The organism is Pseudarthrobacter sp. NKDBFgelt (assembly GCF_046097905.1).
Classification (GTDB): domain Bacteria; phylum Actinomycetota; class Actinomycetes; order Actinomycetales; family Micrococcaceae; genus Arthrobacter; species Arthrobacter polychromogenes.
Window position 1 is genome coordinate 1 of record NZ_JBJURL010000004.1, and the last position, 24,993, is coordinate 24,993.

The 24,993-nt window shown below is 65.8% G+C and carries 23 protein-coding genes, 1 tRNA gene and 1 pseudogene; 8 read left to right on the forward strand and 17 right to left on the reverse strand.

Annotated features, from left to right (window positions below):
* Both ACKAE7_RS01750 and mca read right to left on the reverse strand, forming a co-directional pair.
* Positions 1 to 193 (reverse strand): annotated as a pseudogene (locus ACKAE7_RS01750) (hypothetical protein); the annotation flags it as partial.
* Positions 194 to 293: 100 nt separating this feature from the next.
* Positions 294 to 1,199, reverse strand: a complete 906-nt coding sequence (gene mca, locus ACKAE7_RS01755) for a mycothiol conjugate amidase Mca (protein ID WP_188809200.1) — start codon at positions 1,197 to 1,199, stop codon at positions 294 to 296.
* 118 nt (positions 1,200 to 1,317) lie between these two features.
* Between mca and ACKAE7_RS01760 the strand changes: the two genes are divergently transcribed.
* The gene (locus tag ACKAE7_RS01760; RefSeq protein WP_104185381.1) at positions 1,318 to 1,770 is read left to right on the forward strand and encodes a DUF4307 domain-containing protein; all 453 of its coding nucleotides are present in this window, start codon (positions 1,318 to 1,320) and stop codon (positions 1,768 to 1,770) included.
* Positions 1,771 to 1,952: 182 nt separating this feature from the next.
* A complete protein-coding gene (greA, locus tag ACKAE7_RS01765; protein WP_174175518.1) occupies positions 1,953 to 2,447 on the forward strand; it encodes a transcription elongation factor GreA in 495 nt (164 codons plus the stop codon).
* A gap of 82 nt (positions 2,448 to 2,529) precedes the next feature.
* Here the strand turns inward: greA and ACKAE7_RS01770 are convergent, their stop codons facing one another.
* Genes ACKAE7_RS01770 through ACKAE7_RS01785 form a run of 4 tightly spaced genes read right to left on the reverse strand, consistent with a single transcriptional unit; the run spans position 2,530 to position 6,728 of the window.
* On the reverse strand, positions 2,530 to 3,150 hold the full coding sequence (locus ACKAE7_RS01770; protein WP_104185383.1) for a rhomboid family intramembrane serine protease: 621 nt from the start codon (positions 3,148 to 3,150) through the stop codon (positions 2,530 to 2,532).
* Between the two features lie 8 nt (positions 3,151 to 3,158).
* Complete coding sequence (gene ilvA / locus ACKAE7_RS01775) at positions 3,159 to 4,397, reverse strand: threonine ammonia-lyase (RefSeq protein ID WP_190610770.1); 1,239 nt, start codon at positions 4,395 to 4,397, stop codon at positions 3,159 to 3,161.
* Positions 4,398 to 4,400: 3 nt separating this feature from the next.
* Entirely contained in the window at positions 4,401 to 5,735 is a 1,335-nt protein-coding gene (locus tag ACKAE7_RS01780) for an AI-2E family transporter (protein WP_190610773.1), read from the reverse strand.
* A 39-nt stretch (positions 5,736 to 5,774) separates the two neighbouring features.
* A complete protein-coding gene (locus ACKAE7_RS01785; RefSeq protein WP_408978365.1) occupies positions 5,775 to 6,728 on the reverse strand; it encodes an aldose 1-epimerase family protein in 954 nt (317 codons plus the stop codon).
* A gap of 100 nt (positions 6,729 to 6,828) precedes the next feature.
* On the opposite strand from ACKAE7_RS01785, the gene galT reads away from it, so the two are divergent.
* Entirely contained in the window at positions 6,829 to 7,986 is a 1,158-nt protein-coding gene (gene galT / locus ACKAE7_RS01790; protein WP_408978366.1) for a galactose-1-phosphate uridylyltransferase, read from the forward strand.
* Positions 7,983 to 9,170, forward strand: a complete 1,188-nt coding sequence (gene galK / locus ACKAE7_RS01795; RefSeq protein ID WP_408978367.1) for a galactokinase — start codon at positions 7,983 to 7,985, stop codon at positions 9,168 to 9,170. The genes galT and galK overlap by 4 nt, the downstream gene beginning before the upstream one ends.
* A 97-nt stretch (positions 9,171 to 9,267) precedes the next feature.
* On the opposite strand, the gene ACKAE7_RS01800 is transcribed toward galK, so the two are convergent.
* Positions 9,268 to 10,167, reverse strand: a complete 900-nt coding sequence (locus ACKAE7_RS01800; protein ID WP_188809195.1) for a Bax inhibitor-1/YccA family protein — start codon at positions 10,165 to 10,167, stop codon at positions 9,268 to 9,270.
* Between the two features lie 348 nt (positions 10,168 to 10,515).
* On the opposite strand from ACKAE7_RS01800, the gene ACKAE7_RS01805 reads away from it, so the two are divergent.
* The 4 genes from ACKAE7_RS01805 to ACKAE7_RS01820 are packed head-to-tail and all read left to right on the forward strand — an operon-like array spanning position 10,516 to position 14,647.
* The gene (locus ACKAE7_RS01805) at positions 10,516 to 11,811 is read left to right on the forward strand and encodes an ABC transporter permease subunit (RefSeq protein ID WP_238340449.1); all 1,296 of its coding nucleotides are present in this window, start codon (positions 10,516 to 10,518) and stop codon (positions 11,809 to 11,811) included.
* Between the two features lie 9 nt (positions 11,812 to 11,820).
* Positions 11,821 to 12,789, forward strand: a complete 969-nt coding sequence (locus ACKAE7_RS01810; protein ID WP_188809194.1) for a branched-chain amino acid ABC transporter permease — start codon at positions 11,821 to 11,823, stop codon at positions 12,787 to 12,789.
* The gene (locus tag ACKAE7_RS01815; protein ID WP_190610784.1) at positions 12,786 to 13,877 is read left to right on the forward strand and encodes an ABC transporter ATP-binding protein; all 1,092 of its coding nucleotides are present in this window, start codon (positions 12,786 to 12,788) and stop codon (positions 13,875 to 13,877) included. Before ACKAE7_RS01810 ends, ACKAE7_RS01815 begins: the two co-directional genes overlap by 4 nt.
* On the forward strand, positions 13,874 to 14,647 hold the full coding sequence (locus tag ACKAE7_RS01820; protein ID WP_188809192.1) for an ABC transporter ATP-binding protein: 774 nt from the start codon (positions 13,874 to 13,876) through the stop codon (positions 14,645 to 14,647). Before ACKAE7_RS01815 ends, ACKAE7_RS01820 begins: the two co-directional genes overlap by 4 nt.
* Positions 14,648 to 14,716: 69 nt before the next feature.
* Here ACKAE7_RS01820 and ACKAE7_RS01825 read toward each other — a convergent pair whose 3' ends face one another.
* The 10 genes from ACKAE7_RS01825 to ACKAE7_RS01870 all read right to left on the reverse strand — a co-directional run bounded on the left by ACKAE7_RS01825 (position 14,717) and on the right by ACKAE7_RS01870 (position 24,936).
* On the reverse strand, positions 14,717 to 16,072 hold the full coding sequence (locus ACKAE7_RS01825; protein ID WP_408978368.1) for an ABC transporter substrate-binding protein: 1,356 nt from the start codon (positions 16,070 to 16,072) through the stop codon (positions 14,717 to 14,719).
* Between the two features lie 209 nt (positions 16,073 to 16,281).
* Positions 16,282 to 16,355 (reverse strand) — tRNA-Leu (locus ACKAE7_RS01830).
* Positions 16,356 to 16,375: 20 nt separating this feature from the next.
* Complete coding sequence (locus tag ACKAE7_RS01835) at positions 16,376 to 17,320, reverse strand: N-acetyltransferase (RefSeq protein ID WP_188809190.1); 945 nt, start codon at positions 17,318 to 17,320, stop codon at positions 16,376 to 16,378.
* Positions 17,321 to 17,476: 156 nt separating this feature from the next.
* Positions 17,477 to 18,958, reverse strand: a complete 1,482-nt coding sequence (locus ACKAE7_RS01840) for an NAD(P)/FAD-dependent oxidoreductase (protein WP_188809189.1) — start codon at positions 18,956 to 18,958, stop codon at positions 17,477 to 17,479.
* A gap of 59 nt (positions 18,959 to 19,017) precedes the next feature.
* Entirely contained in the window at positions 19,018 to 20,415 is a 1,398-nt protein-coding gene (locus ACKAE7_RS01845) for a S8 family serine peptidase (RefSeq protein WP_188809188.1), read from the reverse strand.
* 4 nt (positions 20,416 to 20,419) lie between these two features.
* Positions 20,420 to 21,367: a Ppx/GppA phosphatase family protein gene (locus ACKAE7_RS01850; protein ID WP_188809187.1), complete on the reverse strand. Its 948-nt coding sequence runs from the start codon at positions 21,365 to 21,367 to the stop codon at positions 20,420 to 20,422.
* Positions 21,364 to 22,035: a DUF501 domain-containing protein gene (locus tag ACKAE7_RS01855; RefSeq protein ID WP_188809186.1), complete on the reverse strand. Its 672-nt coding sequence runs from the start codon at positions 22,033 to 22,035 to the stop codon at positions 21,364 to 21,366. The genes ACKAE7_RS01850 and ACKAE7_RS01855 overlap by 4 nt, the downstream gene beginning before the upstream one ends.
* Before the next feature lie 28 nt (positions 22,036 to 22,063).
* Positions 22,064 to 22,750, reverse strand: coding sequence for an FtsB family cell division protein (locus ACKAE7_RS01860; protein WP_408978369.1), 687 nt, complete (start codon positions 22,748 to 22,750; stop codon positions 22,064 to 22,066).
* A gap of 139 nt (positions 22,751 to 22,889) precedes the next feature.
* Positions 22,890 to 24,170, reverse strand: coding sequence for a phosphopyruvate hydratase (gene eno, locus ACKAE7_RS01865; RefSeq protein WP_188809184.1), 1,281 nt, complete (start codon positions 24,168 to 24,170; stop codon positions 22,890 to 22,892).
* Positions 24,171 to 24,303: 133 nt separating this feature from the next.
* The gene (locus ACKAE7_RS01870; RefSeq protein WP_408978399.1) at positions 24,304 to 24,936 is read right to left on the reverse strand and encodes a MazG nucleotide pyrophosphohydrolase domain-containing protein; all 633 of its coding nucleotides are present in this window, start codon (positions 24,934 to 24,936) and stop codon (positions 24,304 to 24,306) included.
* Between the last annotated feature and the right edge of the window lie 57 nt (positions 24,937 to 24,993).

Sequence of the window (24,993 nt, forward strand, 5' to 3'; positions counted from 1 at the left end):
GCGCCCGGTAACGCACCCGCCGGATGCGCCGCACCATATCCACGATCAGCAGCGCGGTGGCAACCACGAAGAACGCCGTCATAATGAAGCCCAGCAGGCCGGGCGTCACCTGGTCCTCGGAAATCCCCTCACGCAGCGTTGGCGTCGGCAGGGGCGTCGGGGTGGTGGCCAAACTGAGGAGCAGGTGATGCACGGTTATATACCTTCTGTGGAGCGGATGGCAGGGGTCGCGGAAGGGACGGCGACAGCGCCATACCCTAACTTCTACGCGACATAGAAATTGCCGGCTGCTTCTATCTTAGCCCTGCAAACAGATCCCGCTCCGGGAGTTCGGAAGGAACCCGGGAGCGGATGAGGGAGTAGTCTTCCCACGGCCAGGCCCGCCGCTGCATCTCCGGGGACACGGCAAAAAAGAACCCGAGGGGATCCACCTGGGTTCGGTGGGCCCGGAGCGCGTCGTCGCGCACTTCGAAGAAGTCGCCGCAGTCCACCTGGGTGGTGGTGGGATGTGTGGCGGGCGGAGGCGTGTGGCCCTCGGCGTCCGCTTCAAGCCAGGCGGCGAGCCGCTCGGCGTACGGGGACTGGAGCCCGGCTTCCTCCAGGGCGAAATGGAGGGCCCGGAAGCGCTCCGGGCTGAAGGCCCTGTCGTAGTAGAGCTTGCTGGGTTCCCACGGCTTCCCGGCGTCCGGGTAGCGCGAAGCGTCACCGGCGGACTCGAAGGCTTCCACGGCAACGCGGTGCGCCATGATGTGGTCCGGATGGGGGTAGCCGCCGTTTTCGTCATAACTGAGGATGACGTGCGGCTTGAAGGACCGGACCAGCCGGACCAGGGGCGCGGCAGCGCGTTGCAGGGGCAGGGTGGCGAATGATCCCGCAGGGAGGGGAGGAAGCGGATCACCTTCAGGCAGGCCGGAATCCACGAAACCCAGCCACCGCTGGCTGACGCCGAGGATGGCCGCCGCCCGTTCCATCTCCAGGCGCCTGGCGCCGGCCATGTCCCGTTTGGGGTGCGGCTCCCCCTCAACGGCCGGGTTCTGGATGTCCCCCCTGGAGCCGTCGGTGCACGTGGCCACCAGTACGTCGACGCCGGCGGCTGCATACTTGGCCATCGTCGCAGCGCCCTTGCTGGACTCGTCATCCGGATGGGCATGGACTGCGAGCAGCCGTAGCGGCGCCGGGGTGGTGCTGGACGCTGTCATCGAAGGACGGCTCCTTATTCTTCTGCTGCCTGTGGCTGCTGATCGGATGGCTTGAACGGGCGGACGCCTGGAGGGGCTGCTGACAAGCCGCTTCCGGAAAGGGCACTAAACTGGTGAGGTGACTTCCCCGGACCAGCCGGCCCAACCCGCGCCCGCAGACACTAGCCTAGCCAATCGATATGGGGCTAAAAAGCGCACGCTTACGCCGACAGCCAAACGCGTCATTGGCGGGGCGGCGCTGGCCGCAGGAATCGGATTCCTGGCGTGGGTTTCCACGTCCCAGTCCTTGTCCGACGTGACGTTCAAGGACATCGGCTACAGCACCACGGACGCCACGCTGGCGGAGGTGGACTTCCAGGTCACCCGCGAGCCGGGAACCGCAGTCAAGTGCGCGGTCAAGGCACTGGACTCGAAGTTTGCGGTGGTGGGATGGAAGGTTGTGGACATTCCTCCCGCCGAGGCCACGGAAACAGCCGACGGCGGCCGCACGGTTGCCCAGCGCGTGGCCGTGCGCACCGAATCACTGCCGGTATCCGGCGTGGTGGACAGCTGCTGGGCGGCAGGCACGTAGCACCGGACGCGCGGGCCCGGAAGCAGGCCCGGGCCTGTGACGTGCGCCGCTTCCCTGTTGGGTTAAGTCCAAGGGATTGACTACAATGGAGCAATACCTTTACCCCGCTGAGCTGGTTACTGTTCCACAAGTGGCCACCGTGGCGGGGTCTTTTGCATGTAGGACCACCAGAGGAGAAGTCCGTGTCTACCACCAACAGCGCAGCTGCAGCCTGGCTCACCCAGGAAGCTTTTGACCGCCTGAAGGCAGAGCTGGACCACCTTTCCGGCGCTGGCCGGGCAGAGATCGTCCAGAAGATTGAAGCAGCCCGGCAGGAGGGCGACCTCAAGGAGAACGGTGGCTACCACGCAGCCAAGGAGGAGCAGGGCAAGATCGAGGCCCGCATCCGCCAGCTCACTGCACTGCTCCGCGACGCCCACGTGGGCGAGGCTCCTGCAGACGACGGAATCGTGGAGCCCGGCATGATCGTCGTGGCCAGGATCGCCGGCGACGAAGAGACCTTCCTGCTCGGTTCCCGTGAAATTGCCGGCGACTCGGACCTGGACGTCTTCAGCGAGAAGTCGCCGCTGGGTGCGGCCATCCTTGGCCACAAGGAAGGCGACACCCTCAGCTACGCGGCACCCAACGGCAAGGACATCAAGGTGGAGATCCTCTCCGCCAAACCGTACGCCGCCTGATTGCTTCCAGCCCGCAGTGGCACACATAACGCTGGCCGCCCCGGAAAGGGGCGGCCAGCGTTTGCCGTTAAGGGCCTGATACCTACAGCGCCGGACCGGGGGCGCGGCTGCGGCGCCGCAGCAGCAGGGCCGCCACCACCCCACCGGCCGCGCCGCCCAGATGGGCCTGCCAGGAAATGTAGCCGGCTGCTATAGGCAGGACACCCAGCAGGATGCTCCCGTAGCCCATGAAGAGGACAACCGCCAGGAGGATCTGGCGCCAGCTCCGATTGATGAACCCGCGGACCAGCAGGAACGAAAACAGCCCGAAAACCAGTCCCGAGGCACCCACAGTGACGCCGCCGTCGCCAATCAGCCAGACCGTGAGGCCGGACCCCAGCCAGCTGAAGGCCAGGGCGGTCAGGAACACCCTGAGGCCCGAAAGGAACACCAGGAACCCAAAGATGATCAGCGGCAGGCTGTTGGACAGCAGATGGTTCAGGTTCGCGTGCAGGAGCGGGAATGTGAAGATGTCCAGCAGCCCGTCGGCGCTCCTGGGCCGGAGCCCGAACGTCGCGTTGAGCGAGCGCAGCATCACCATGTTGAACAGCTCGATAACAAAGAGGAGAACCACAAAGGTCCCCAGCACCAGCAGGCCGCCCTTGGCCCGGGCGGCCACGGTCCTGCGCTGCCCTAAGCTTCCGTTTCCCGTCAGTCCGGCCATGGCTTTTCCTAGTGCACCACGATGGGCTGGAAGCCTTCGGCGCGCAGGGCGCTGAGGACCTGTTCGCCGTGCTGGTGGCCTTTGGTTTCCAGGTTCACGGTAATGGACACGTCGCCCATGCTGATGGAGCCGCCCACCCGGGTATGGTCCAGGCCGGTGACGTTGGCATCGTTCTCGGCGATGATCCTGGCGATGGTGGCCAGTGAACCGGGCCGGTCATCGAGCATCATGCGGACGGTCATGTAGCGCCCGGCAGCGGAAAGGCCCCGCTGGATGACCTTGAGCATAAGCATGGGGTCGATGTTGCCGCCCGATAGGACCACCACGGTGGTTCCCGGGTTTTCGATCTTGCCGTCCATCAGCGCCGCCACGCCAACGGCACCGGCCGGTTCCACCACCATCTTGGCCCGCTCCAGCAGGAAGATCAGGGCACGTGCCAGCGAGTCTTCGCTGACCGTCACGACGTCATCAACGAGTTCTCGGATGATGCTGAACGGGAGCTGCCCGGGACGGCCGACGGCGATGCCGTCCGCCATGGTGGACACCTTCTTCAGGGGCACCAGCGCGTCAGCGGCCAAAGAGGGCGGGTAGGCAGCAGCGTTCTCCGCCTGGACCCCGATAATGCGGATCTCCCGCCCCAGTTCTTTGGCCCGGGCCTTGATGGCGACGGCGACCCCGGCCAGGAGCCCGCCGCCTCCCACGCCCATGAGGATGGTGTCCACAGTGGGTACCTGTTCAAGGATCTCAAGCCCCAGGGTTCCCTGGCCTGCCACGACGTCCACGTTGTCGAAAGGGTGCACGAAGACGGTTCCCGTCTCGTCGCTGTACCGCTGGGCTTCGGCGAGCGCCTCGTCAACGTTGTGGCCATGCAGGATGACCTCCGCACCGTGGCTGCGGGTGGCGGCCAGCTTGGGCAGCGCAACGCCCAGCGGCATGTAGATGCGGGCTTTGATGCCAAGGCTCTTGGCGGCCACGGCGACGCCCTGGGCGTGGTTGCCTGCGGAGGCTGCCACCACGCCGCGCTTTTTCTCCTCGGGGGAAAGCTTCGCCATGCGGACGTAGGCGCCGCGCACCTTGAACGATCCGGCCCGCTGGAGGTTTTCGCACTTGAAGTAGACATCCCCGCCGGCCATCTTCCCGAGGGCGCGGGACGATTCCACCGGTGTACGCGCAATAATCCCGTCGAGCAGCTTCTGCGCCTCCAGGACATCGTCCAGCGTGACGGGAAGGGTTTCAAGGATGTTCACGGACTATTCTCCTCTGGATTCGGCCCCTGCGCCCGGTTCCGCAGTGGGAGGGGCATCAGGCAGTTCTGCTGTGGTGCCGGCGGCGGCGCCCTTGCCGCGTTTGAGTGCCGCTGGCGGCCGGACGTCCCGGAAGGTGTTGTCCGGTCCGGCGCCCGCCGTCGTGGGTCCTCCGGCTAAAGCCGGCACTTGTTCATGTTCCCACGTTCTGGCGGCAATGTAGCGAATGGAGGAATTTGCGACGGCGAGGATGGGCACCGAGAACAGGGCACCGGGGATGCCTGCGAGGTAGGATCCTGCCGCCACCGAGAGGATCACCGCCACCGGATGCAGGGCCACTGCCTTGCCCATGATCAGCGGCTGCAGGATATGGCTTTCCAGCTGCTGGACGAGGAGCACGATGCCCAGCATGATCAGGGCGTTGATGGGGCCGTTCGCCACCAGTGCCAGCAGGACCGCGATAGCACCCGTCACCAGGGCGCCGACGATGGGGATGAACGAACCGATGAAGACGAGCACGCTCAGCGGCAGCGCCAGGGGTACCCCGATAATGGCGGCGCCCGCGCCGATTCCCACAGCGTCCACAAAAGCCACAAACATTTGGATGCGCGCGTAGCTGACCATGGATGTCCAGCCCTTGCGCCCGGCGCCGAACGCTGCCGCCCTGGCCTTCCTGGGAAGCAGCCGGACCAGAAACGTCCAGATCCGGTCCCCTTCCAGCAGGAAGAAGATCAGGATAAACAGCGCCAGGATGAGCCCGGCGGCAAAGTGCCCGGCCGTGCTGCCAAAGGACAGCGCCCCGCTGACGATGCTGCTGGTGTTGTCCTGCAGCGCAGTGGTTGCTTCCTGCAGGTACTGGTCCATCTGGGCGGCGGTCAGGTGCAGCGGACCGTCGGACAGCCAGTCCTGGATCTGCTTGACCCCTGCCAGCGCCTCCGACCAGAGTTCGCCGAAGCCTGAAACCAGCTGCCGTCCCACCAGGGCAAGCGACCCGCCGATCAGGCCGATGAAGGCTACAACGGTGACGGCGACGGCCGCTCCGGCAGGCAGCCTGTACTGCTTGAGCCACCGCACCACCGGGCTGAGGAGTCCAGCGAGGAGCGCAGCCACCATGACGGGGATGATGAGGAAGCTGATCCGGCTCAACAGCCAGACGAGCGCGCCTCCCACGAGGAGGATCAGCCCCACGCGCCAGGCCCAGGAGGCTGCGATGCGTACGCCGTAGGGGATGTCCCGGTCCAGTTCACGGTCCGCGAGGACCCTGACAGGCTGGCTGGAGTCAGGCCGTTGCGGGCCTGGGGTAAGGCTGGTGGAGGTAACGGCATCCTCTGCTGGCGTCATAGCCCAATACTTCCCCAGCGGAAGCTGATTCGGAAACCGCTACCCGCCGGCGCCCGGGGTGTAGTCAATGCCCCACTCGATGGTGAAGGAACCGCCAGGGCTTAGCCAGCGCAGGCCGTCACCGGAGTTGAAGGCGTTGGCCGGCCCGGTCATGGGCTCAACGGCCACGGCCCGGCTGCGGCCCGGATACTGGGTGCTGACAAAGACGTGGACGTAGCGGCAGGCTTCGTCCTGCCACAGGCTTACCCGCCTGCCGTCCGGGGCCGACAGTGTGTGGCGGGCCTTTCCTGCTTCGTAGCGCAGGTCCGTCAAGGCGACGTCCACGTCCAGCGCAGCGATGTTCAGCCCTGTCCTGAAATCCGAGTCCCCCTGCACCGGGGCGGAGCTGCGTGGAATCAGGCGGTCATCGGCCACCAGGCGCGTGTCGGCCGCTACCGTCAGGACCAGCTCTTCAATAGGTACATCGCCCAGCCTCAGGTAGGGATGGGCACCCAGGACGAATGGTGCGGGCTCCCTGGCGTCGTTCAGCAGGGTCTGTCGGACCACCAGCCCGAGGCCGCCGTCAATCCCGTACTGCACCCGGTGCCGGGCAAGGAAGGGATACCCGTGCTGCGGGAAGATGGTGGCCTCCAGCGTCACGGAGTGCTCCGACTCATCCACCAGCGCGTAGGCGGAATTGCGGAGCAGGCCGTGGCTGGCGTTATTCCGGGCAACCTCGGTGATGTCCAGCTGCTGTTTCTTGCCGTTCAGGAACCAGATTCCGTCCTCCACGCGGTTGGCCCAGGGCGCCAGGGTGATGCCGGCGGCACCGGGGGCAATCTCGTCGTCGCCGTATGTCTCCGTCAGGAGGGTTCCTCCCCTGCTGAAGGAACGGAGGCCGGCGGCCAGCTCCGTAACCACGGCCGAGGCGTCGCCGCGGCGGAGTTCATACTGCCTGCCGGTGGCATATACCTGCATCGCCGGCACGGGTTCCTGGGGTGAACGTGAAGTCATGAGCAATACCGTACCCCGCGGCGGTCCTGGCACGCAGCACCACCTTGTGACTTTTTGTTGTTAACTATTCTTTTTTGATCGAATGTGCCACACTTTTTTCATGACAGGTATCACGAGCACCAGACTCTCCGACGGCAGGGAGCTGATCTATTTCGACGACGCTGCAGCGCCCAAGTCGCGCATCGCCGAACTCACCTCGGACCAGCGGGGCCTTCCCCCGAGGGGTGAACCCGGCGAGGTCCGCTATGACGCGCTGACCGACGAGTGGGTTGCCGTGGCCGCGCACCGCCAGACCCGCACCCACCTTCCTCCGGCGGACCAGTGCCCGATATGCCCCACCACCGCCGGTAATCCTTCCGAGATTCCTGCGTCGGACTATGACGTGGTGGTGTTCGAGAACCGGTTCCCGTCGCTGGGGCCGGCGCTGGGCCCGGTTCCGGAGGAAACAACATGGGGAACGAAGGGGCCCGCATACGGCCGCTGCGAGGTAGTGGCGTTCACCCCGTCCCACACCGGTTCCTTCAGTGAACTGGGGGAAGCCCGTGCTCGGACCGTCATCGAGGCGTGGGCGCACCGCACGGAGGCTTTGAGTGCCCTCCCCGGAATCAAGCAGGTCTTTCCGTTCGAGAACCGCGGTGCCGACATCGGCGTCACGCTCCACCACCCCCACGGGCAAATTTACGCCTACCCCTACGTCACGCCCCGCGCGGGAGTTTTGGGGGCCGCGGCCCGCAAGTTCCATGACGCCCACGAGGGCCGGGAAACACTCACCGGGTCCTTGTTGCGCTCTGAAAGGGAAGACGGCAGCAGGATGGTCCTGGAAGGCGAAAACTTCAGCGCCTACGTGCCCTTTGCTGCCCGCTGGCCGCTGGAAATCCACCTGGTGCCCCACCGCCAGGTCCCGGACCTGGCGGCGCTGAGCGGCGAGGAGAAGGATGAGCTCGCGTCCGTCTACCTCAACCTTCTCCAGCGGGTTGACGCCCTTTACCCCACGCCCACGCCCTATATCTCGGCCTGGCACCAGGCTCCCCTGGACCCGGTCCTGCGGCCCTCCGGATACCTTCACCTCCAGCTGACATCCCCGCGGCGGGCTGCCGATAAGCTCAAGTACCTGGCAGGATCGGAGGCAGCCATGGGCGCTTTCATCAACGACACAACCCCGGAGAGCGTGGCGGAGCGCCTCCGGGAAGTCGCCCTTCCGTCCCCCGCCCCACACCCCGCCGCCCTGGCGGCCACACCCGAAGGAGCCCACGCTTGAACGCCGCACCCGACCCCCTGGCCACCCGTGCGCCGGCAGGGACAGAGGACCTTGCCGCCCGGTTCGCGAAGGAGTTCGGCGGCGCTCCGGACGGCATCTGGCAGGCGCCGGGACGGGTGAACCTCATTGGCGAGCACACGGACTACAACGCGGGTTTCGTCCTGCCTTTCGCCATTGACCGGACTGCCCGGGTGGCCGTCCGGGTCCGCCCTGATTCCGCTGTCCGGCTGCTCTCCACCTACGGGGATCAGGGCGTCGTCGGCACAACACTGGATTCCCTGCAGCCGGGCTCCGCCAAAGGCTGGACCAAGTACCCCCTCGGCGTGATGTGGGCGCTGAAGCAGCGCGGCATCGAGGTTCCGGGCGTGGACCTCCTGCTCGACTCGAACGTTCCCCTCGGAGCCGGGCTTTCGTCATCGCATGCCATTGAGTGTGCGGTCATCTCCGCGCTGAACGAACTGACGGGCGCCGGGCTGGAGGCGGAGGAAATGGTGCTGGCCACGCAGCGGGCGGAGAACGAGTTTGTCGGTGCCCCCACAGGCATCATGGACCAGTCCGCCTCGCTCCGGGGCTCTGAAGGGCACGCTGTCTTCCTGGACTGCCGGGACCAGAACGCCCGCCTTGTTCCGTTTGAGACCCAGCCGGCGGACCTGGTGATGCTGGTGATTGACACCAAGGTCTCGCATTCACATGCCGACGGCGGCTACGCGTCCCGGCGGGCATCCTGCGAACTGGGCGCCGAGGTGCTTGGGGTCAAAGCGCTTCGGGACGTGCAGGTGGGTGACCTGGAGGAAGCCAGCGGCCTCCTGGATGAAGTCACCTTCCGGCGCGTCCGGCACGTGGTGACCGAGAACGACCGCGTGCTCCAGACCGTGGAGCTCCTGGCAAGCGAGGGACCGGCCGCCATTGGCGCCCTGCTGGACGCCAGCCACGCTTCCATGCGCGACGACTTCGAGATCTCCTGCCCCGAACTGGACCTGGCGGTCGACACTGCCCGCGGCAGCGGCGCCATCGGGGCCCGCATGACCGGCGGCGGTTTTGGCGGTGCAGCCATCGCGCTGACGCCGGTGGGGCAGGAACAGGCGGTGCGTGACGCCGTCGTCAAGGCATTCGCAGATGCCGGCTACAAGGCGCCGGACATCTTCACGGTGTCCCCGGCTGCAGGAGCCCGCCGGATCGCATAGCACGCTCCTGAGTTGCGGCCTTAACAGCTAAGGGCCCCACCGCGAGGTGGGGCCCTTAGCTGTTAAGAAGGTCCGACGGCGGGGGCCGGCGTGGGCGTTATTCGTCCCCGCGCAGGATGGCCAGCAGGCGGATGATTTCCACATAGAGCCAGACCAGCGTCACCGTCAGGCCGAAGGCTGCCGTCCAGGAGAAGCGCTGCGGGGCGCCGCTCTGGACGCCCGCCTCAATGCTGGTGAAGTCCATCACCAGGGAGAATGCGGCCAGGCCGATTGCAAGGATGCCGATGACAACACCGATGATGCCGCTGCGCAGCCCGAAGGGTTCCGAGGTCAGGCCGGTCAGCATCATGACGAGGTTCACGACGGAGAAGAGCGCATAGCCGACCAAAGCGATCATGAAGAACTTCATGGCCTTGGGGGTGGCGCGTACCTTACCGCTCTTGAACAGGAGCAGCGTCACGGTGAAGACGGACAGCGTGCCAATGACGGCCTGAAGCCCTACGCCCGGGTACATGGTATCCAGAACGCGGGTGAGGCCGCCGAGGAAGAGGCCCTCGAGGCCTGCGTAAGCAAGAATCAGCGCCGGCGACGGCTGCTTCTTGAACGTGTTCACGAGCGCCAGCACAAAGCCGCCCAGCGCACCGACAATCATCAGCATGGAGGCGAGCCCCAGGCCAACAAACATTGTCACGCCGGCGCCGACGAGCAGCACGCCCAGGCAGGCGGCAGTCTTGACGATGACGTCGTCGTAGGTCATCCGGCCTGTGTCAGCGGGACCTGCAGCGGGCTGGTTGTACATCTGCCGCAACTGCTCGTCCGTCATGTTCTGCGGCTGGCCGTACGCCTGCTGGCCATACGGGGCCTGGCCGTAAGGTGCCTGGCCATACGGCTGCTGGCCGTAGGCCTGGTGTCCGTAGGGAGCCTGCGGAACAGGCGGTGCCTGGGTGGCTCCACGGAAGCTCTTTCCGTTGAAGATCGGGTTGCCGCCAAGTGCCATTGCGGGATTCCTCCATATGGGATGTGTTGTGAACCTTAAGGTTTACGCTACCAATTCTCACGTAAATGCACCCGCAATAGTTCCCCGGTGGAAACAGGAGCCTGGAGTTGTTATCCGATCGCTACCATCGGCGCCTGGACCTCGGCATTTACCGGTACGTCCGCGCTGTAGCATAAGCCAAGCAGGGTGACGGAACTCACATATGTGGCGGTGCCGGCGTGATGGCACCATCCTACCCCTGCATCCGTTCGCAGCGGCTGCAATGGCGCAGCCGAGACCGCCCCCAAGTGGAGGTTTACCAATTTGAGAAGTACACCCCAAGGCCCGCCGGCCGGCGCACGGCGAGGGTTGCTGAGATTACTGGGAGCCATCAGCGCTTCCATCCTGGCAATCCTCCTCGTGGCAGCACCGGCTTCCCAGGCCACTTCCCCGTCTCCGACACCATCCCCGTCGAACCAGACCTTCCAAAACAACATCAGCGGATTCCTTCGTGATGACAGCCGCGCACCCTTGGCGGGTGTGACCATCACGGCCACGAAGGATGACTTCACCGGCACGGCCACGTCCTCCGCGAACGGAGCCTGGAACATCGGGGTGCCCGAACAAGGCACCTACACCGTGGAGTTGGATGAGTCCACCCTGCCTGAGGGCATTGCCCTGGCTGAGGGCCAGGAAAACCCCCGCGATGTCACCTTCAGCCAGACCTCGAACCTCTCGGTCATCTTCGCGTTCGGCGAAGGCATCGTGGTGCAGCAGCAGGACTTCGGGCAAAACCTGCTGAACCGGCTCGTCGCAGGATTGAGCTTCGGCCTCCTCCTGGCGTTGGCCTCGGTAGGGCTGTCACTGATCTTCGGCACCACCGGGCTCACGAACTTCGCCCATGGCGAGATGGTGACGCTGGGCGCGGTCCTGGTGTTCGCCTTCAACGCCCTGGGCCTTCCCTTCTGGCTCGCCATCCTGCTGGCACTGCTTGGCGGCGGCCTCTTTGGGTACGCCCAGGACAGGGGGCTATGGCGGCCGCTGCGCCGCCGCGGCACGGGGCTGGTCCCCATGATGATCGTCAGCATCGGCCTGGCACTGGCAGTCCGCTACGTCATCCAGTTCTACTTCGGGGGCGCCACCCAGCAGCTGCCGTACGCGCAGAGCCCAGAAATCCAGCTGGGACCTGTCTCCATCTCACCGAACAACCTCTGGTCCCTGGGCATCAGCGCCGTGGTGATCGCCCTGATCGGCATCGTGCTGCTGAAGACCAGGCTGGGCAAGGCCACCCGCGCGGTAGCCGACAACCCCGCCCTGGCGGCGGCCTCGGGCATCGACGTTGACTCCGTCATCCGGATTGTGTGGATCACGGGCGGCATGCTGGCCTCCCTCGGCGGCATCCTGTGGGCCTACTACCGTCCCGGCGTAACGTTCGACATGGGCTCCGCCATCCTGCTGCTCATCTTCGCCGGCGTTACCCTGGGCGGCCTCGGCACAGTCTTCGGCGCCCTGATCGGTTCCATCATCGTGGGCATCTTCGTGGAGCTGACCACAGTGTTCGGCCTCGCCGCGGACCTGAAGTACGTGGGCGCCCTCTTCATCATGATCGTTGTCCTTCTGTTTCGGCCCCAGGGAATCCTGGGCCGGCGCGAGCGCGTGGGTTAGGAGACAGCCATGGACTTTGGATTCATTCTTTCCAGCGCTGCCAGTGAAATTTTCAGCCCGACCACGGCGGCGTACGCCCTGGCTGCGCTTGGCCTCGCCGTGCACTTTGGCTACTCCGGCCTGCTGAACTTCGGACAGGCCGGCTTCATGGCGGTGGGGGCCTACGGCTTCGCCATCTCCACCCTTACCTTTGGTGTCCCCTTCTTCGTGGGGCTGCTGATCGCCATCCTTGCCTCAGCCGTCTTCGCCCTGCTGCTGGGCATACCCACCCTGCGGCTCCGTGCGGACTACCTGGCCATCGTGACCATCGCCGCAGCGGAAATTGTCCGCTACATCGTGACCACCAACCAGCTCACCTCCGTGACGGGATCGGCAAACGGCCTGGCAGCCTTCGAGGGCGGGTTCTACAGCATGAACCCCTTCCCTGAAGGCTCCTACTTCGGCATGAACAACCGCGATTTCTTCATCCGCGTGGTGGGCTGGGCGCTGGTCGCCCTCTGCTGCACCCTGATATGGCTGCTGATGCGCAGCCCGTGGGGGCGTGTCCTCAAAGGCATCCGTGAGGATGAGAACGCCGTCCGGTCCCTGGGGAAGAACGTCTACGCCTACAAGATGCAGGCCCTCATTATCGGCGGCGTTCTCGGAGCACTCGCCGGCATGGTCTTCACGCTTCCACGTGGAGCGGTCCAGCCGGCCAACTACGGTACGGAACTGACGTTCTTCCTGTACACCTGCCTCCTCCTGGGCGGCCTGGGCACCGTGCTTGGTCCGGTCATCGGCGCCATGATCTTCTGGGTTGTCCTGTCCCTGACCCAGGGAATCCTGTACGGCCTGATCGAGTCAGGAGCCATCACGTGGCTGAACACGGTCCAGGCCGGTCAGTTGCGCTACATCCTGGTTGGCGTCGCCCTGATGCTGCTGATGATCTTCAGGCCCCAGGGCGTCTTTGGAAACAAGAAGGAGCTGGCGTTCGCATGAGCATGCACAGCGAAGTACCCGCAACCCCAGGCGAGGTTGGCGTGGACTACATGACCGACACCCGGCCCATAGCAGCGGGCGAGGCAGCACCCGGCTGCAAGAAGCGCGACCCTATTGTCGTGGCGGAGAACGTGACGCGCAGCTTTGGCGGCATCAACGCCGTGGACGTGGAGTACCTCGAGATCCCCCGGCACAAAATCACGGCACTGATCGGCCCCAACGGTGCGGGGAAGACCACCCTCTTCAACCTGCTGACCGGTTTTGACACACCGAACACGGGCAAGTGGCAGTTCGAAGGCAAGAGCCTCGCAGGCGTGTCCCCCTACAAGGTGGCGCGGATGGGAATGGTGCGCACCTTCCAGCTCACCAAGGTCATGGGCAAGCTGACCGTCATGGAGAACATGCGCCTCGGCGCTTCGAACCAGCCCGGCGAGCGGCTGTCCAAAGCGCTCTTCAAGGGCATGTGGGGCGGCCGGGAAAAACAGATCACCGACGAGGCCAACGTCCTGCTGGAAAAGTTCAAGCTTGACGCCAAAAAGGACGACTATGCGGCGTCCCTCTCAGGAGGCCAGCGCAAGCTCCTGGAGATGGCCCGGTCCCTGATGGTCCGGCCCAAACTCGTCATGCTGGACGAACCCATGGCAGGCGTCAACCCCGCGTTGACCCAGTCCCTCCTGGACCACATCAAAAACCTTAAGGCCGAGGGCATGACGGTGCTGTTCGTCGAGCACGACATGCACATGGTCCGGCATATCGCCGACTGGGTGGTGGTCATGGCTGAAGGCAAGGTGGTGGCGGAAGGCCCGCCGGGCGAGGTCATGAAGAACCCTGCGGTCATCGACGCCTACCTCGGCGCCCACCACGACGTCGACCTGGGAGACTCCGAGGGCCTGAAGGAGCTCGCGGCCGAACTCGTGGCGGACGAGGAATCGATTGTGGGCACCGAGAACGCCGGAATCATCTCGCTGGACGTTGTGGCGGGAGAGGCGGAACCGGAACGCCGGAGCGGCGGCCGGCACCAGGGCGAGAGCCCGCATGGCCGCCACGGTAGCACGGACACAGGCACCACAGACAAGGACAGGCAATGAGCAGCACCAGCGCGGCACCGGCCGCACAGCCAGTCACCGACGGTGACTCGGTGGTCAAGGTCACCGACCTCGTGGCGGGCTACCTGCCGGGAGTGAACATCCTCAATGGCTGCAGCATCGAAGCCCGCAAGGGCGAGCTGATTGGCATCATCGGCCCCAACGGTGCCGGTAAGTCGACCCTCCTGAAGGCCATGTTCGGTTTGGTCAAAGTCCATTCCGGGACGGTGGTGGTCCGCGGCCAGGACATCACCGGACTGAAAGCGAACAAGCTGGTGTCCCGGGGAGTGGGTTTCGTCCCGCAAACGAACAACGTGTTCGCCACGCTGACCATCGAGGAAAACCTGCAGATGGGCATGTTCCAGCGGCCCAAGGATTTCGCCGAACGGTTCGACTTCGTGGCCGGCCTGTTCCCGGAACTGGGCAAGCGGCGCGCGCAGCGAGCCGGCTCGCTCTCCGGCGGCGAACGCCAGATGGTGGCCATGGGCCGGGCGCTGATGATGGATCCTGCCGTACTGCTCCTCGACGAGCCGTCCGCCGGGCTCTCCCCCGTCAAGCAGGATGAGACCTTCCTGCGAGTCCACGAAATCAACCGTGCTGGCGTCTCCGTCATCATGGTGGAGCAGAACGCCCGCCGCTGCCTGCAGATCTGTGACCGCGCCTACGTCCTGGACCAGGGACGGGACGCGTACACCGGCACGGGCCGTGAACTGATGAAGGACCCCAAGGTCATCCAGCTCTACCTGGGCACCCTGGCGGACACCGCCGAGTAAGGCCAGGGCAAACACAAGGAAGCCCCCGTCCGGCCGGACGGGGGCTTCCTTGTGTTTCAGGTACGGCGGTTACAGCTGGCCGAACTCTTCCTTCACTGCGGTGTACTTGTTGTCATCCTGGTACTCGTAGATGCCAATGTAGGCCTCGGTCGGGTCACCGGCGTCGGAGAAGGTCACGGGGCCGGACTGACCGTCGTAGTCGGCATCCTTGCCTTCCCTGATCAACGTGACGCAGGCAGCGTAGGACGTGCACTTCTCGCCGCCCTCAGAGACTTCCTTGAGCTTGGCTGCGATGTCCACGCCCTTGGTGCTCTGTGCCGCCTCTGCGGCCAGCGCGATGAGGTTCACGGCGTCGTAGGACTCGCCGGCGTAGCTGTAGTCCTTGAGTGCCGGGTCGATGGCCAGCAGCTTCTTCTTGAAGTCGTCCTGCGCAAACGTGCCCGGGATGGCGCCGCGTGCGCCCTTCAGGGTGCCCGGCTGGAAGTCCTTGCTGTAGTCGGAGGTGTTGCCGTCCACCAGGAACATTTGGGTGGGCTTTACCCCCTTGCCGGTCATCAGCGGAACGATGCTCTTCGCCTGGTCAAAGGTGATCAGCGCAATGGCATCCGGCTGGGCAGCAATGACCTTGTCCACCTGGCTGCTGAACTGGCTGTCGCCCTCGTTGAAAAGTTCCTCCGCCACAACCTGGCCGCCGGCCGCCTCGAAGGCCGACTTAATGTTGGATGCAAGGCCGGTACCGTAGGCGTCATTCAGGACGATCATGCCCACGGTCTGCGCGCCGCAGGTGGCCATGTAGTTGCCGAGCACCTTGCCCTGGAGGACATCGGAGGGTGCTGTACGCCAGTACAGGCCATTGTCGTCCCAGGTGGTGAAGTCCGGGGACGTGTTGGCGGGTGAGAACTGGATGACGCCGGCGCCGGTGATCTGGTTGATGACCGTCTTGGAAACGCCTGAAGACGCCGCACCGATGATGGCGCTGACCCCCTGGCCCAGCAACGCGGACGTTGACTGGGTGGCGATATCCGTCTTCGTGTCACCGGAGTCGCGGTGGATCACTTCGACCGGCTTGCCCAGGACGCCGCCTGCCTTGTTGACTTCGTCGATGCCAAGGTTGACGCCGGCGATTTCGGGCGGGCCGAGGAACGCCAGGGAACCGGTGGTGGGAAGGAGCGAACCAATCCGCAGCGGCGTTTCAGTAGCGCCGGTTGACGGCGGCACCGAGGGGGTCTCCGCAGGCTGGCTGGCGGCAGCGCCTCCACTGCCCTCGGTTGCTGGGCAAGCAATTCCTGCCGCTTCTGCGGTGGCAGAGGATTCGGTTGCCGTGGGTGTGGACGAACCGCCGCAAGCCGTTGCCATAAAGGCGACGCCGATGCCAAGCGCTGTCAGCTTGGCAACACGGGTTCCCGCCTGGGGGAATAAAGTCATTTACGAGCTCCTCGATCTAAAGGTGCGAACGGCCTTTGACGCGAAAAATCAGGTGTTCCTGATTTAGCTTCAAGCTAATGCAAATCGGAGCCGAAGATAAGTGACTGAGGTCACATCCTTATAACAGTAGTTGCATATGTGGAATTAAATGGACGAAGCCGCCCGCTGTGCGGACGGCTTCCGATCCTGGCCTTGTTCACGATGCCTAGTACCCCAGGTGGGACTCGAACCCACAACACGCGGATTTTAAGTCCGCTGCCTCTGCCAATTGGGCTACTGGGGCGCCCGGTCAATGGTATCCCGTCAGGCGAGTGCGAAGGGTTCGGCATACCGGAATGTGCCGTGGACGCCGCCGGGCCAGAGGGCCAGGGGCAGCAGTTGGAAGTAGTCGCCCCACGCGTCGTCAGGCGGAAGTACCCCCAGCGAAGTGGCAGGCACAAAACCAAAACGCGAGTAGTACCCGGGGCTGCCCAGGAGGGCAATGCCGCTCTCCCCCGCCGCGTTTGCCCGATGGATGGTCTCCTTCATCAGTGCCGACCCGATACCGTGCCGCTGGTGCCTGGGCGTGACGCCGAGGGGACCCAGCCCCAGCAGTCCATGGCCGCCCACCCAGCCGCGGGTACTGATGACGTGGCCCACCACTTCGCCGTCCAAGACAGCCACAACGCTGAATTCCGGCAGGTAGTCCTTGGACTCGAAGAGACCGCGGAGCACCCTCGCCTCCACAGGTTCGCCCTCCACCTTCAGGCCGGTGGCCGGGGAGACCGCGAAGGCGTCGGCCGTCAGGGCCAGGATGGCCTTGCGGTCCTCCGGCGCCTCGCTGCGAACCAGCAACTCGGGCCGCGGCACCTGCCTGCTGTCTGCTGACAGCCCGGCCAGGACCTCCAGTGCCCGGGGCGCTTCAGCGACGGGAACCAGCAGATGGTCGTGGTGGAATCCGGCGAGCACGTTGCAGCTGATCCTGGCCTCGGCAAGCGCCTTGCTGACGGCGGCCGTCAGGCCCACCGCCTCCAGTGCGGAGTGGACCTCCAGGGTGATCCAGGCGCCCACGAAGTCGTAGGCAAGGCCTTCCCTGTCAGCCACCGCCCGGGGCAGCACCACCGTCAGGCCTTCGGCTTCGCGGACCGCCGCCTCGACGCCCTGCACCAGCGGCCTTCCGTCAGGCCACATGGCATAGACGTACTCGCCGCCGCGCTGCACCGGATGCATCGCGGCCAGCAGCGCCTCGAGGTTCTTTTCGCCAGTCATGGTGCCAGTCTAGAAGGCGCCGGTAGGCCTCGGCCGGCAGCGCTGCAGCAGGACGCCACCCTGCTGAAGAGCAAACGCCGAGGAACGCAAACGGCGGCCGCCCCGCAGAGGGGACAGCCGCCGTCGTATATTGCAGCGCAGGGGCGGTACAGCCCTTTACTTGGCCTTCGCCGAGACCGTTTCCTTGGCCTCAGCAGCGGCCGGGGAGGTCACAGAGGAACCGGAACCGCTGCCCACCGGGGCCGGCGCCGGAGCGGCAGCCGGCTTGGGGGCCGGGGTGGCTGCTGCTACGAACGCACCGCGGGGGTTGTCCAGGTCCATCAGCTGCGTGGTGTCGCGGCCGGTGAAGAAGCTGATGATCCAGTTGAAGATCACGCGGAACTTGCGCTCGAAGGTAGGCATCGCCATGCCGTGGTAGCCGCGGTGTGCCAGCCAGGCGAGTGCGCCCTTGAGTCCGATGCTGCCCACCAGGTTGATGTTGGCAACGCCCTTCCACTGGCCGAAGCCAGCCACAGCACCCAGGTTCTTGTGCTTGTAGTCCTTCAGCGGCTTGTCCCAGCGGGAGGCCCACAGGTTCTTGGCGAGGCGCTTGGCCTGGCGGAGCGCGTGCTGGGCGTTGGGAACGCAGGTGCCGTCCGGGAGGCCCTTGCCGGTCAGGTCGGGCACAGCGGCGACGTCGCCGGCTGCCCAGGCGTTGTCGATGATGCCTTCGTCGCCGGCAACGCGGAGGTCCGGCAGGACGCGGACGCGGCCGCGCGGCTCCAGCGGGAAGTCGGTGGAGCGGACCATGGGGTTGGCCTGCACGCCGGCGGTCCACACGAGGGTGTCCGTTTCGAACTCCTGCGCGGGGGTCTTGTCCGGAAGGTTGATGAGCTTCAGGCTGCCCTCGGCGTTGTCCAGGGACGTGTTGAGGAGGACCTCAATGCCGCGGCTGCGGAGGTGCTCCACAACCCATTCCGCCTGCTTTGCGGTAACTTCCGGCATGATCCGGCCCATGGCCTCGACCAGGACGAAGCGGACTTCCTCCTGCTTGATGCGCGGGTTGTTCCGGACGGCGGCCCGGGCGAGGTCTTCCATTTCGGTGATGCACTCGATGCCGGCGAAGCCGCCGCCCACCACCACGAAGGTGAGGGCACGTGCACGGGCTGCAGGATCGGTCATGGTGGAGGCGACCTCGATGCGCTCGAGGACCTTGTTGCGCAGCGCAACGGCTTCCTCGATGGTCTTCAGGCCGATGCCCTTGTCCGCGAGTCCCTTGATGGGGAAGGTGCGGGTGATGGCACCCGCGGCCATCACGACGTCGAAGTAGGGAACCTCAAAGTGAGCGCCGCCGTCAGCGGGCGCCACGACGGCGGTCCGGTTGGCGTGGTCGATCGAGGTGACGCGGCCCTGGATCAGTTCGGTCTGCTTGAGGTGCTGGCGGTGGGATACCACGGCGTGGCGGGCCTCGATGTTACCGCCTGCCACCTCGGGGAGGAAGGGCTGGTACGTCATGTAGGGCAGTGGATCCACGAGGGTGACGATGCCACCGGCATTCGCGATCTTCTTCTGCAGTTTGAGTGCTACGTACAGGCCGACGTACCCGCCGCCGACGACGAGTACCCTGGGACGGTCCTGGAGCTCTGGGGTGGTTGCCATGGGTTTAAGGATACAACACTTTGTGAAAATCTTCACTAACTGCCTGGGAGGCCTGCAACCTAGGTTTTGTTGCCGGTTTCCACCGTCTCCGTGGCACCGGTCTCAGCATCCTCCCCGGGCAGTGCAGGGTTCCTGGCGGCTCGCCGCAGCTGGACCGCTGCCGCCCCGACAATGGCGACGAACAGCACACCAAAACCGATGACGACGGAGGCGCCAATGGCGCTGTCACGCTGGGACGGCGGCTCCGCTGCCGGCACCGTTGCTTCGGGCAGCGTGGGGACGGCGCTGGGGACGTCCGTGGTGGGGAGCGGGGCGGGAGTAGCGAGGTTTCCCCTGCGGTGTACCCGGATCCATTCCGCGATGGAGCCCAGCGGGTTGCCGGCAGTCTCCGGGACGGTGTCCTTCAGGGCTGCCTCGGCGTTCAGCACGCCAAAGCCGTACAGCGGGTCCTTGCCGGGGGCACCGGCATCCTTGGCGGTTGAAACAATGCGGTTGATGACCTGCTCCGCGCTCATGGACGGCCACTTGGAGCGGATGAGCGCAGCAACGCCGGAAACAATCGGAGCGCTGCCGGAAGTTCCGGCCCATTCGGCGTAGCCGCCGCCCGGAAGGCCGCCGAGCAAATTTTCTGCCGGCGCGGCCACGCCGATGCTGATGCCTTGCGAGGACGCGTCAACGCTTGCTGCGCCCTGCCGGTCCAGTCCTGCAACGGTGAGGACTCCTGGGATGGTGGCCGGAGCCCCCACCTGGATATTGCCGCCCACCCGGTTTCCGGCAGCGGCAACGATGACCACATCCTTCTGCTCCGCGTACAGGAACGCCGCGTCCCAGCTTTGCGGCCACTGCGGAGTGGTGCTGCCCAATGAAATGTTGATGACCCTGGCGCCGTTGTCCACAGCCCAGCGGACGGCTTCGGGAATCTGGTCCTGGTCGCTCTTGCCCGAGGGATTGGCCGAACCCAGCCACGTGGAGACGGAGAGGATCTGGGCTTCCGGGGCAACACCCACGATGCCATCGGGCGCCTGATTGGAGGGGGCAGCTGTGGGGCTGGCGCTGGGACTCGGGCTGGGGCTGGCCGGCTGGTGGCCGCGTCCTGCCAGCATGGTGGCCACGAGGGTGCCGTGTTCCGGCTTGATGCCCACGCCCTGTTGTCCGTCCGGCCGGCCCGCACCGGACGCGTCATAGCCCCCGGCCACTGCGCCCAACAGGTCCGGGTGCTCCGCGTCCACACCGCTGTCGATGACGGCCACCTTGACGCCCGCGCCCTTGGAAACCTCCCAGGCCTTGGTGATGCCGGACTCGGCTAGCCAGTACTGTTTGTCCCGCCACTCATCCGCCTGCGCTGCGGGCGCGGAGTAGAGGCCGAAGCCCAGGCAGGACGCCGCAAGGACCAGTGCCAGGAGGGCTGAGGCTGCGGCGCGGGGCAGGCGGGCTGTCCGGAGAAGAGCGAGGTGCATCAGGTCAGCCGATGCTCAGGGCGATGCCGTCGAGGATGTCGTGCTCGCTGGCTGTGGCGGTGGTAATGCGGCCGCCGGTGAGCTCACCCATGTGTTCAAGGATGCGCCGCCACACGAGCCCGCCGGCGCCGATGACGTCCACCCGGCCGGGGTGCATGTAGGGCAGGGCGGCCCGCCGGGACCGGGGCATTTCCAGCAGGCCCGTGGAGGCGGCGCGCACGGTGTCCAGGGGCAGTTCGGCGCCGTGGATCGCGTCGGGCGAGTATTCGGCCAGTCCGAGCGCATGCGCGGTAATGGTGGTGATGGAGCCGGCAACACCGACGACGGCGGTGGCGCGTTCCAGCGGAACGTCCTGGCGGACGCGGGTGATGGCTGCGTCGACGTCGGCTTCCGCGGCTGCTATCTGCTGGGCAGTGGGCGGATCGTCCCGGAGGTGCCGTTCGGTAAGGCGGACGCATCCGATGTCCACGGACTTTGCGGCTGTGACCCCGCTGGCCGTGCCCAGCACGAATTCGGTGCTGCCGCCGCCCAGGTCCACCACCAGCACTTCCTGGCCATCCAGGATGGGGAGGACGCTGCTGGCGCCGGCGAAGGACAGGGCAGCTTCCTCGTCGCCGGAAATCACCTCCGGTTCCACGCCGAGCAGGTTCCGGATGCCGTCCACAAAAACGTGCCGGTTCCGTGCATCCCGGCTGGCTGAGGTTGCCACGAAGCGGACCTTTGTTGCTCCATGGTCCCGGATCAGCCGCGCATAATCCGCGGTGGCGGCGAAGGTGCGTTCCAGGGCCTCCGGCGCAAGTTCCCCGGTGGCGTCCACTCCCTGGCCCAGCCGGACCACGCGCATCTCGCGCACCACGTCATGCAGGGCTGTGGTCCCGTTGCTGCGTTCGATGTCTGCGATCAGGAGGCGGATGGAGTTGGTGCCGCAGTCGATGGCTGCCACGCGCGTCATTCCGGGGCCTCCTCAGTGGCTGCGGATTTCCGGACCGGAGCGGGCCGGCCGACGATGTCCGGCAGGCCCTGGGGTCCATGGCGGCTGAGGTCCCGCGAGGGGGCTTCACCTGAGGTGTCCCAGGCTCCCTCGCAGTAGCACCTGTCAGCGGTCCACCATTCCTTGATCCGGTCCAGGCTTTCGTCCCCCAGGGGGTTGACCCCCGGCCCGGCGGCCAGCGAATGGCCCACCAGTACGTGCAGGCATTTGACGCGGGTGGGCATGCCCCCGGCAGAGATGCCGTCGATCTCCGGGACGGCCCCGATCCCCGAGCGTTCGCCGATGGCGTTGCGGGCTTCCAGGTAGGCGTCGTGGGCCGAGCGGTAGGCGGCAGACAAGTTGTCGTCGGCGGCCAGCTGGTCATTCATCTCGTTCATGACGCCCGCGGCTTCGAGCCGCGAGACCGCTGAGGTGATGACCGGATGCGTCAGGTAGAACGTGGTGGGGAACGGTGTTCCGTTACTGAGGCGCGGAGCGGTGGCGGCCACCAGCGGATTGCCGCAGATGCAGCGTGCAGGAATCTCCACCACGTCACGGACCGGCCGTCCCAGCTGGCGGCTCAGTACTTCAAGGTCGTGTGCTGATGGCTGGCGGGATTCGTCCCGGGCGGCTGCCGTGTTGTGTTCCACTGTGGCGGGCCGTCCTTCCTGTTGCGGTTCAGTCTGTAGCCGCGCGCGTGATGGACTCCCACAGGGAATCCACCCACGGCAGATCGGCGGGGTCTTGTGCTGCTGTACCGGGCTGGCTGCTGGCTTCTCCGGCCGGCAGGTCGCTGCCGAAAACCCAGTAGCCGGTTTCTCCCGGCATAACCATGTTAATGCGGTCGCGTGCCTGCTGTTTCACGTAGTTGGGGTCCTGCCAGCGCGAGACCTGCTGCCGGAGGGCGTCGCCCTCGGCCTGGCGGGCAGCGATGTCAGCGTTCAGCGCGTCGATCTCAGCCTTCTTGTCGAAGAAGATCTTGACTGTGGGCGCGAGCATGATGGTGATGGCAACCATCACCACGGCCAGTGCGAGCATCCGTCCGGAGAACGCCTTGGCCGGAACGGGCTGCTGGTCTTCTGCTGTTTCGTCTGCGGCTCCGGTGCCGGCACATTGTGCCGTGCCTGAGGTGGGGCTGCTCCCCTTGCGGCGGGTTGCCTGCCCGGCGTCCTTGCGGCCGTGCGGCTCCCGGCGTCCCGCCGGTGATGCGGCGGACGGCGCACCGGCGGGTTCCCGGAGTGTCCCGCCGGAGCCCGCGTCCTTGCCCGGGCCGAAGTCTGCGCGGATGACGTCCGCGTCGCCGGAAGCTTCCTGTGCGGAACGGGCTGGGGCAACCTTGGGGACTTTGGGACGGCGGGTAGCCATGACACTCCTGAAACGCGCAGCCTGCCTGGGCCGCCACTATCGGGGCTGGAACACGTACTGCTATGACACGTGCTGCTGAAACAGCAACGGTGGCTATGGTCTTTCAACCATAGCCACCGCTGATTGTTTTGCGCGGCTACTAGCCCTTGAAACGCGGGAAGGCGGCGCGGCCGGCGTAGCGTGCGGCGTCGTCGAGTTCCTCTTCGATGCGCAGCAGCTGGTTGTACTTGGCGACGCGCTCGGAGCGGGCCGGAGCGCCGGTCTTGATCTGGCCGGCGTTGGTGGCCACCGAGATGTCGGCGATGGTGGTGTCCTCGGTTTCGCCGGAGCGGTGCGAGGTGATGGTGGTGTAGCCGGCACGCTGGGCCAGGCTGACGGCGTCCAGGGTCTCGGTCAGCGAGCCGATCTGGTTGACCTTGACCAGCAGCGAGTTGGCGGTCTTGGTATCGATGCCGCGCTGCAGGATGGCGGGGTTGGTGACGAACAGGTCGTCGCCAACGAGCTGGACCTTGTCGCCGATGGAATCGGTGAGGGTCTTCCAGCCGTCCCAGTCGTTCTCGTCCAACGGGTCCTCGATGGACACCAGCGGGTAGTCGGCCACGAGCTCGGCGTAGTAAGCGCTCATCTCGGCCGAGGTCAGGGACTTGCCTTCGAACTGGTAGGCACCGTCGGTGAAGAACTCGGAGGAGGCAACGTCCAGTGCCAGGGCAATGTCCTTGCCCGGGGTGTAGCCGGCGTTCTTGATGGCTTCCTGGATGAGGTCCAGTGCGGCACGGTTGGACGGCAGGTTCGGTGCGAAGCCGCCTTCGTCGCCCAGGCCGGTGGCGAGGCCCTTTTCCTTGAGGACGGACTTGAGGGCGTGGTAGACCTCAACGCCCCAGCGGAGGCCCTCGGAGAAGGTCTCGGCACCCAGCGGGACAACCATGAATTCCTGGATGTCGACGTCGGAATCGGCGTGGCTGCCACCGTTGAGGATGTTCATCAGCGGGACGGGCAGCACGTGGGCGTTCGGGCCGCCGAGGTACTTGTACAGCGGCAGGTCGGCGGAGGCGGCGGCTGCGTTGGCAACGGCCAGGGACACGCCCAGGATGGCGTTGGCGCCCAGCTTGCCCTTGTTCGGGGTGCCATCCAGGTCCAGCATGGCCTGGTCGATGCTGCGCTGGTCGGTGGCGTCGAAGCCGGTCAGGGCCGGGGCGATCTGGTCGATGATCGCGTCAACGGCCTTCTGGACACCCTTGCCGAGGTAACGGCCCTTGTCGCCGTCGCGCAGTTCAACGGCCTCGTGCTCGCCGGTGGAGGCACCGGAGGGAACTGCTGCGCGGCCGATCTGGCCGTCGGAGAGCAGGACCTCAACTTCTACGGTCGGGTTGCCGCGGGAATCAAGGATCTCGCGGGCGTGGATGGCATCGATAAGCGCCATGAATTTGCTCCTTATGGGCGATTAACGGGGGGATCTAACAGAAAGACTCGACGTACTCGTCACAGACCAGCGTAGTCGAGAGTGGTCCGGGTTACGGAAACCTATCCAGCGCCCGGACGTCATGATGGCGCGGCTATCCCTGGTGGTGCTGCTGGGGGACGCGCTGCTGGTAGCGCCGGACGGCGCCGCGCAGGGCACGCTCCGCATCGAATCCGCTGGCCCGGGCGGAATGCACGACGGCGAGCAGCAGCTCCCCGAGCTCTTCTTCCGTTCCGGGGACGGGAACGGCAGGCGGCAGGGCAACTCCGGCCCGTGCTGCCCGGTCGATGGATTTTTGTGCCCGGGCGAGCGCCGGGAGCGCCTGGGGAATCCCCGCGAACGGATCCTGCCGTTCCGGCCGCTCGGTGCGCTTCACGGCGTCCCACTTCTGCACGATTTCCTCCACGGTTGCGGGGAAGGTGTCCTGCAGTGAGCCGTCCGGATGGAACACATGGGGGTTCCGGCGGACCATTTTGGCACTCAGGCCCCGTGCGACGTCGTCGAACGTGAAAGCGCCGCGTTCCTCGGCGAGCCGGGAGTGCAGCACCACCTGCAGCAGGACGTCGCCCAGCTCACCCAGCAGTTCGGCATCGTCGATTCCCTGGGCATTCACCAGTCCGGCCGCGTCCCGCTCTTCGGCGGGCGCGGCGGCCTCGATCGTTTCGGCCACTTCAAAGGCCTCTTCGAGAAGGTACTCCACCAGGGATGCGTGGGTGAGCGCCCCCATCCAGGGGCAGTGCTCCCGCAGGGCAGCAATCACATAGAGAAGCTCCTGCACCTCCCC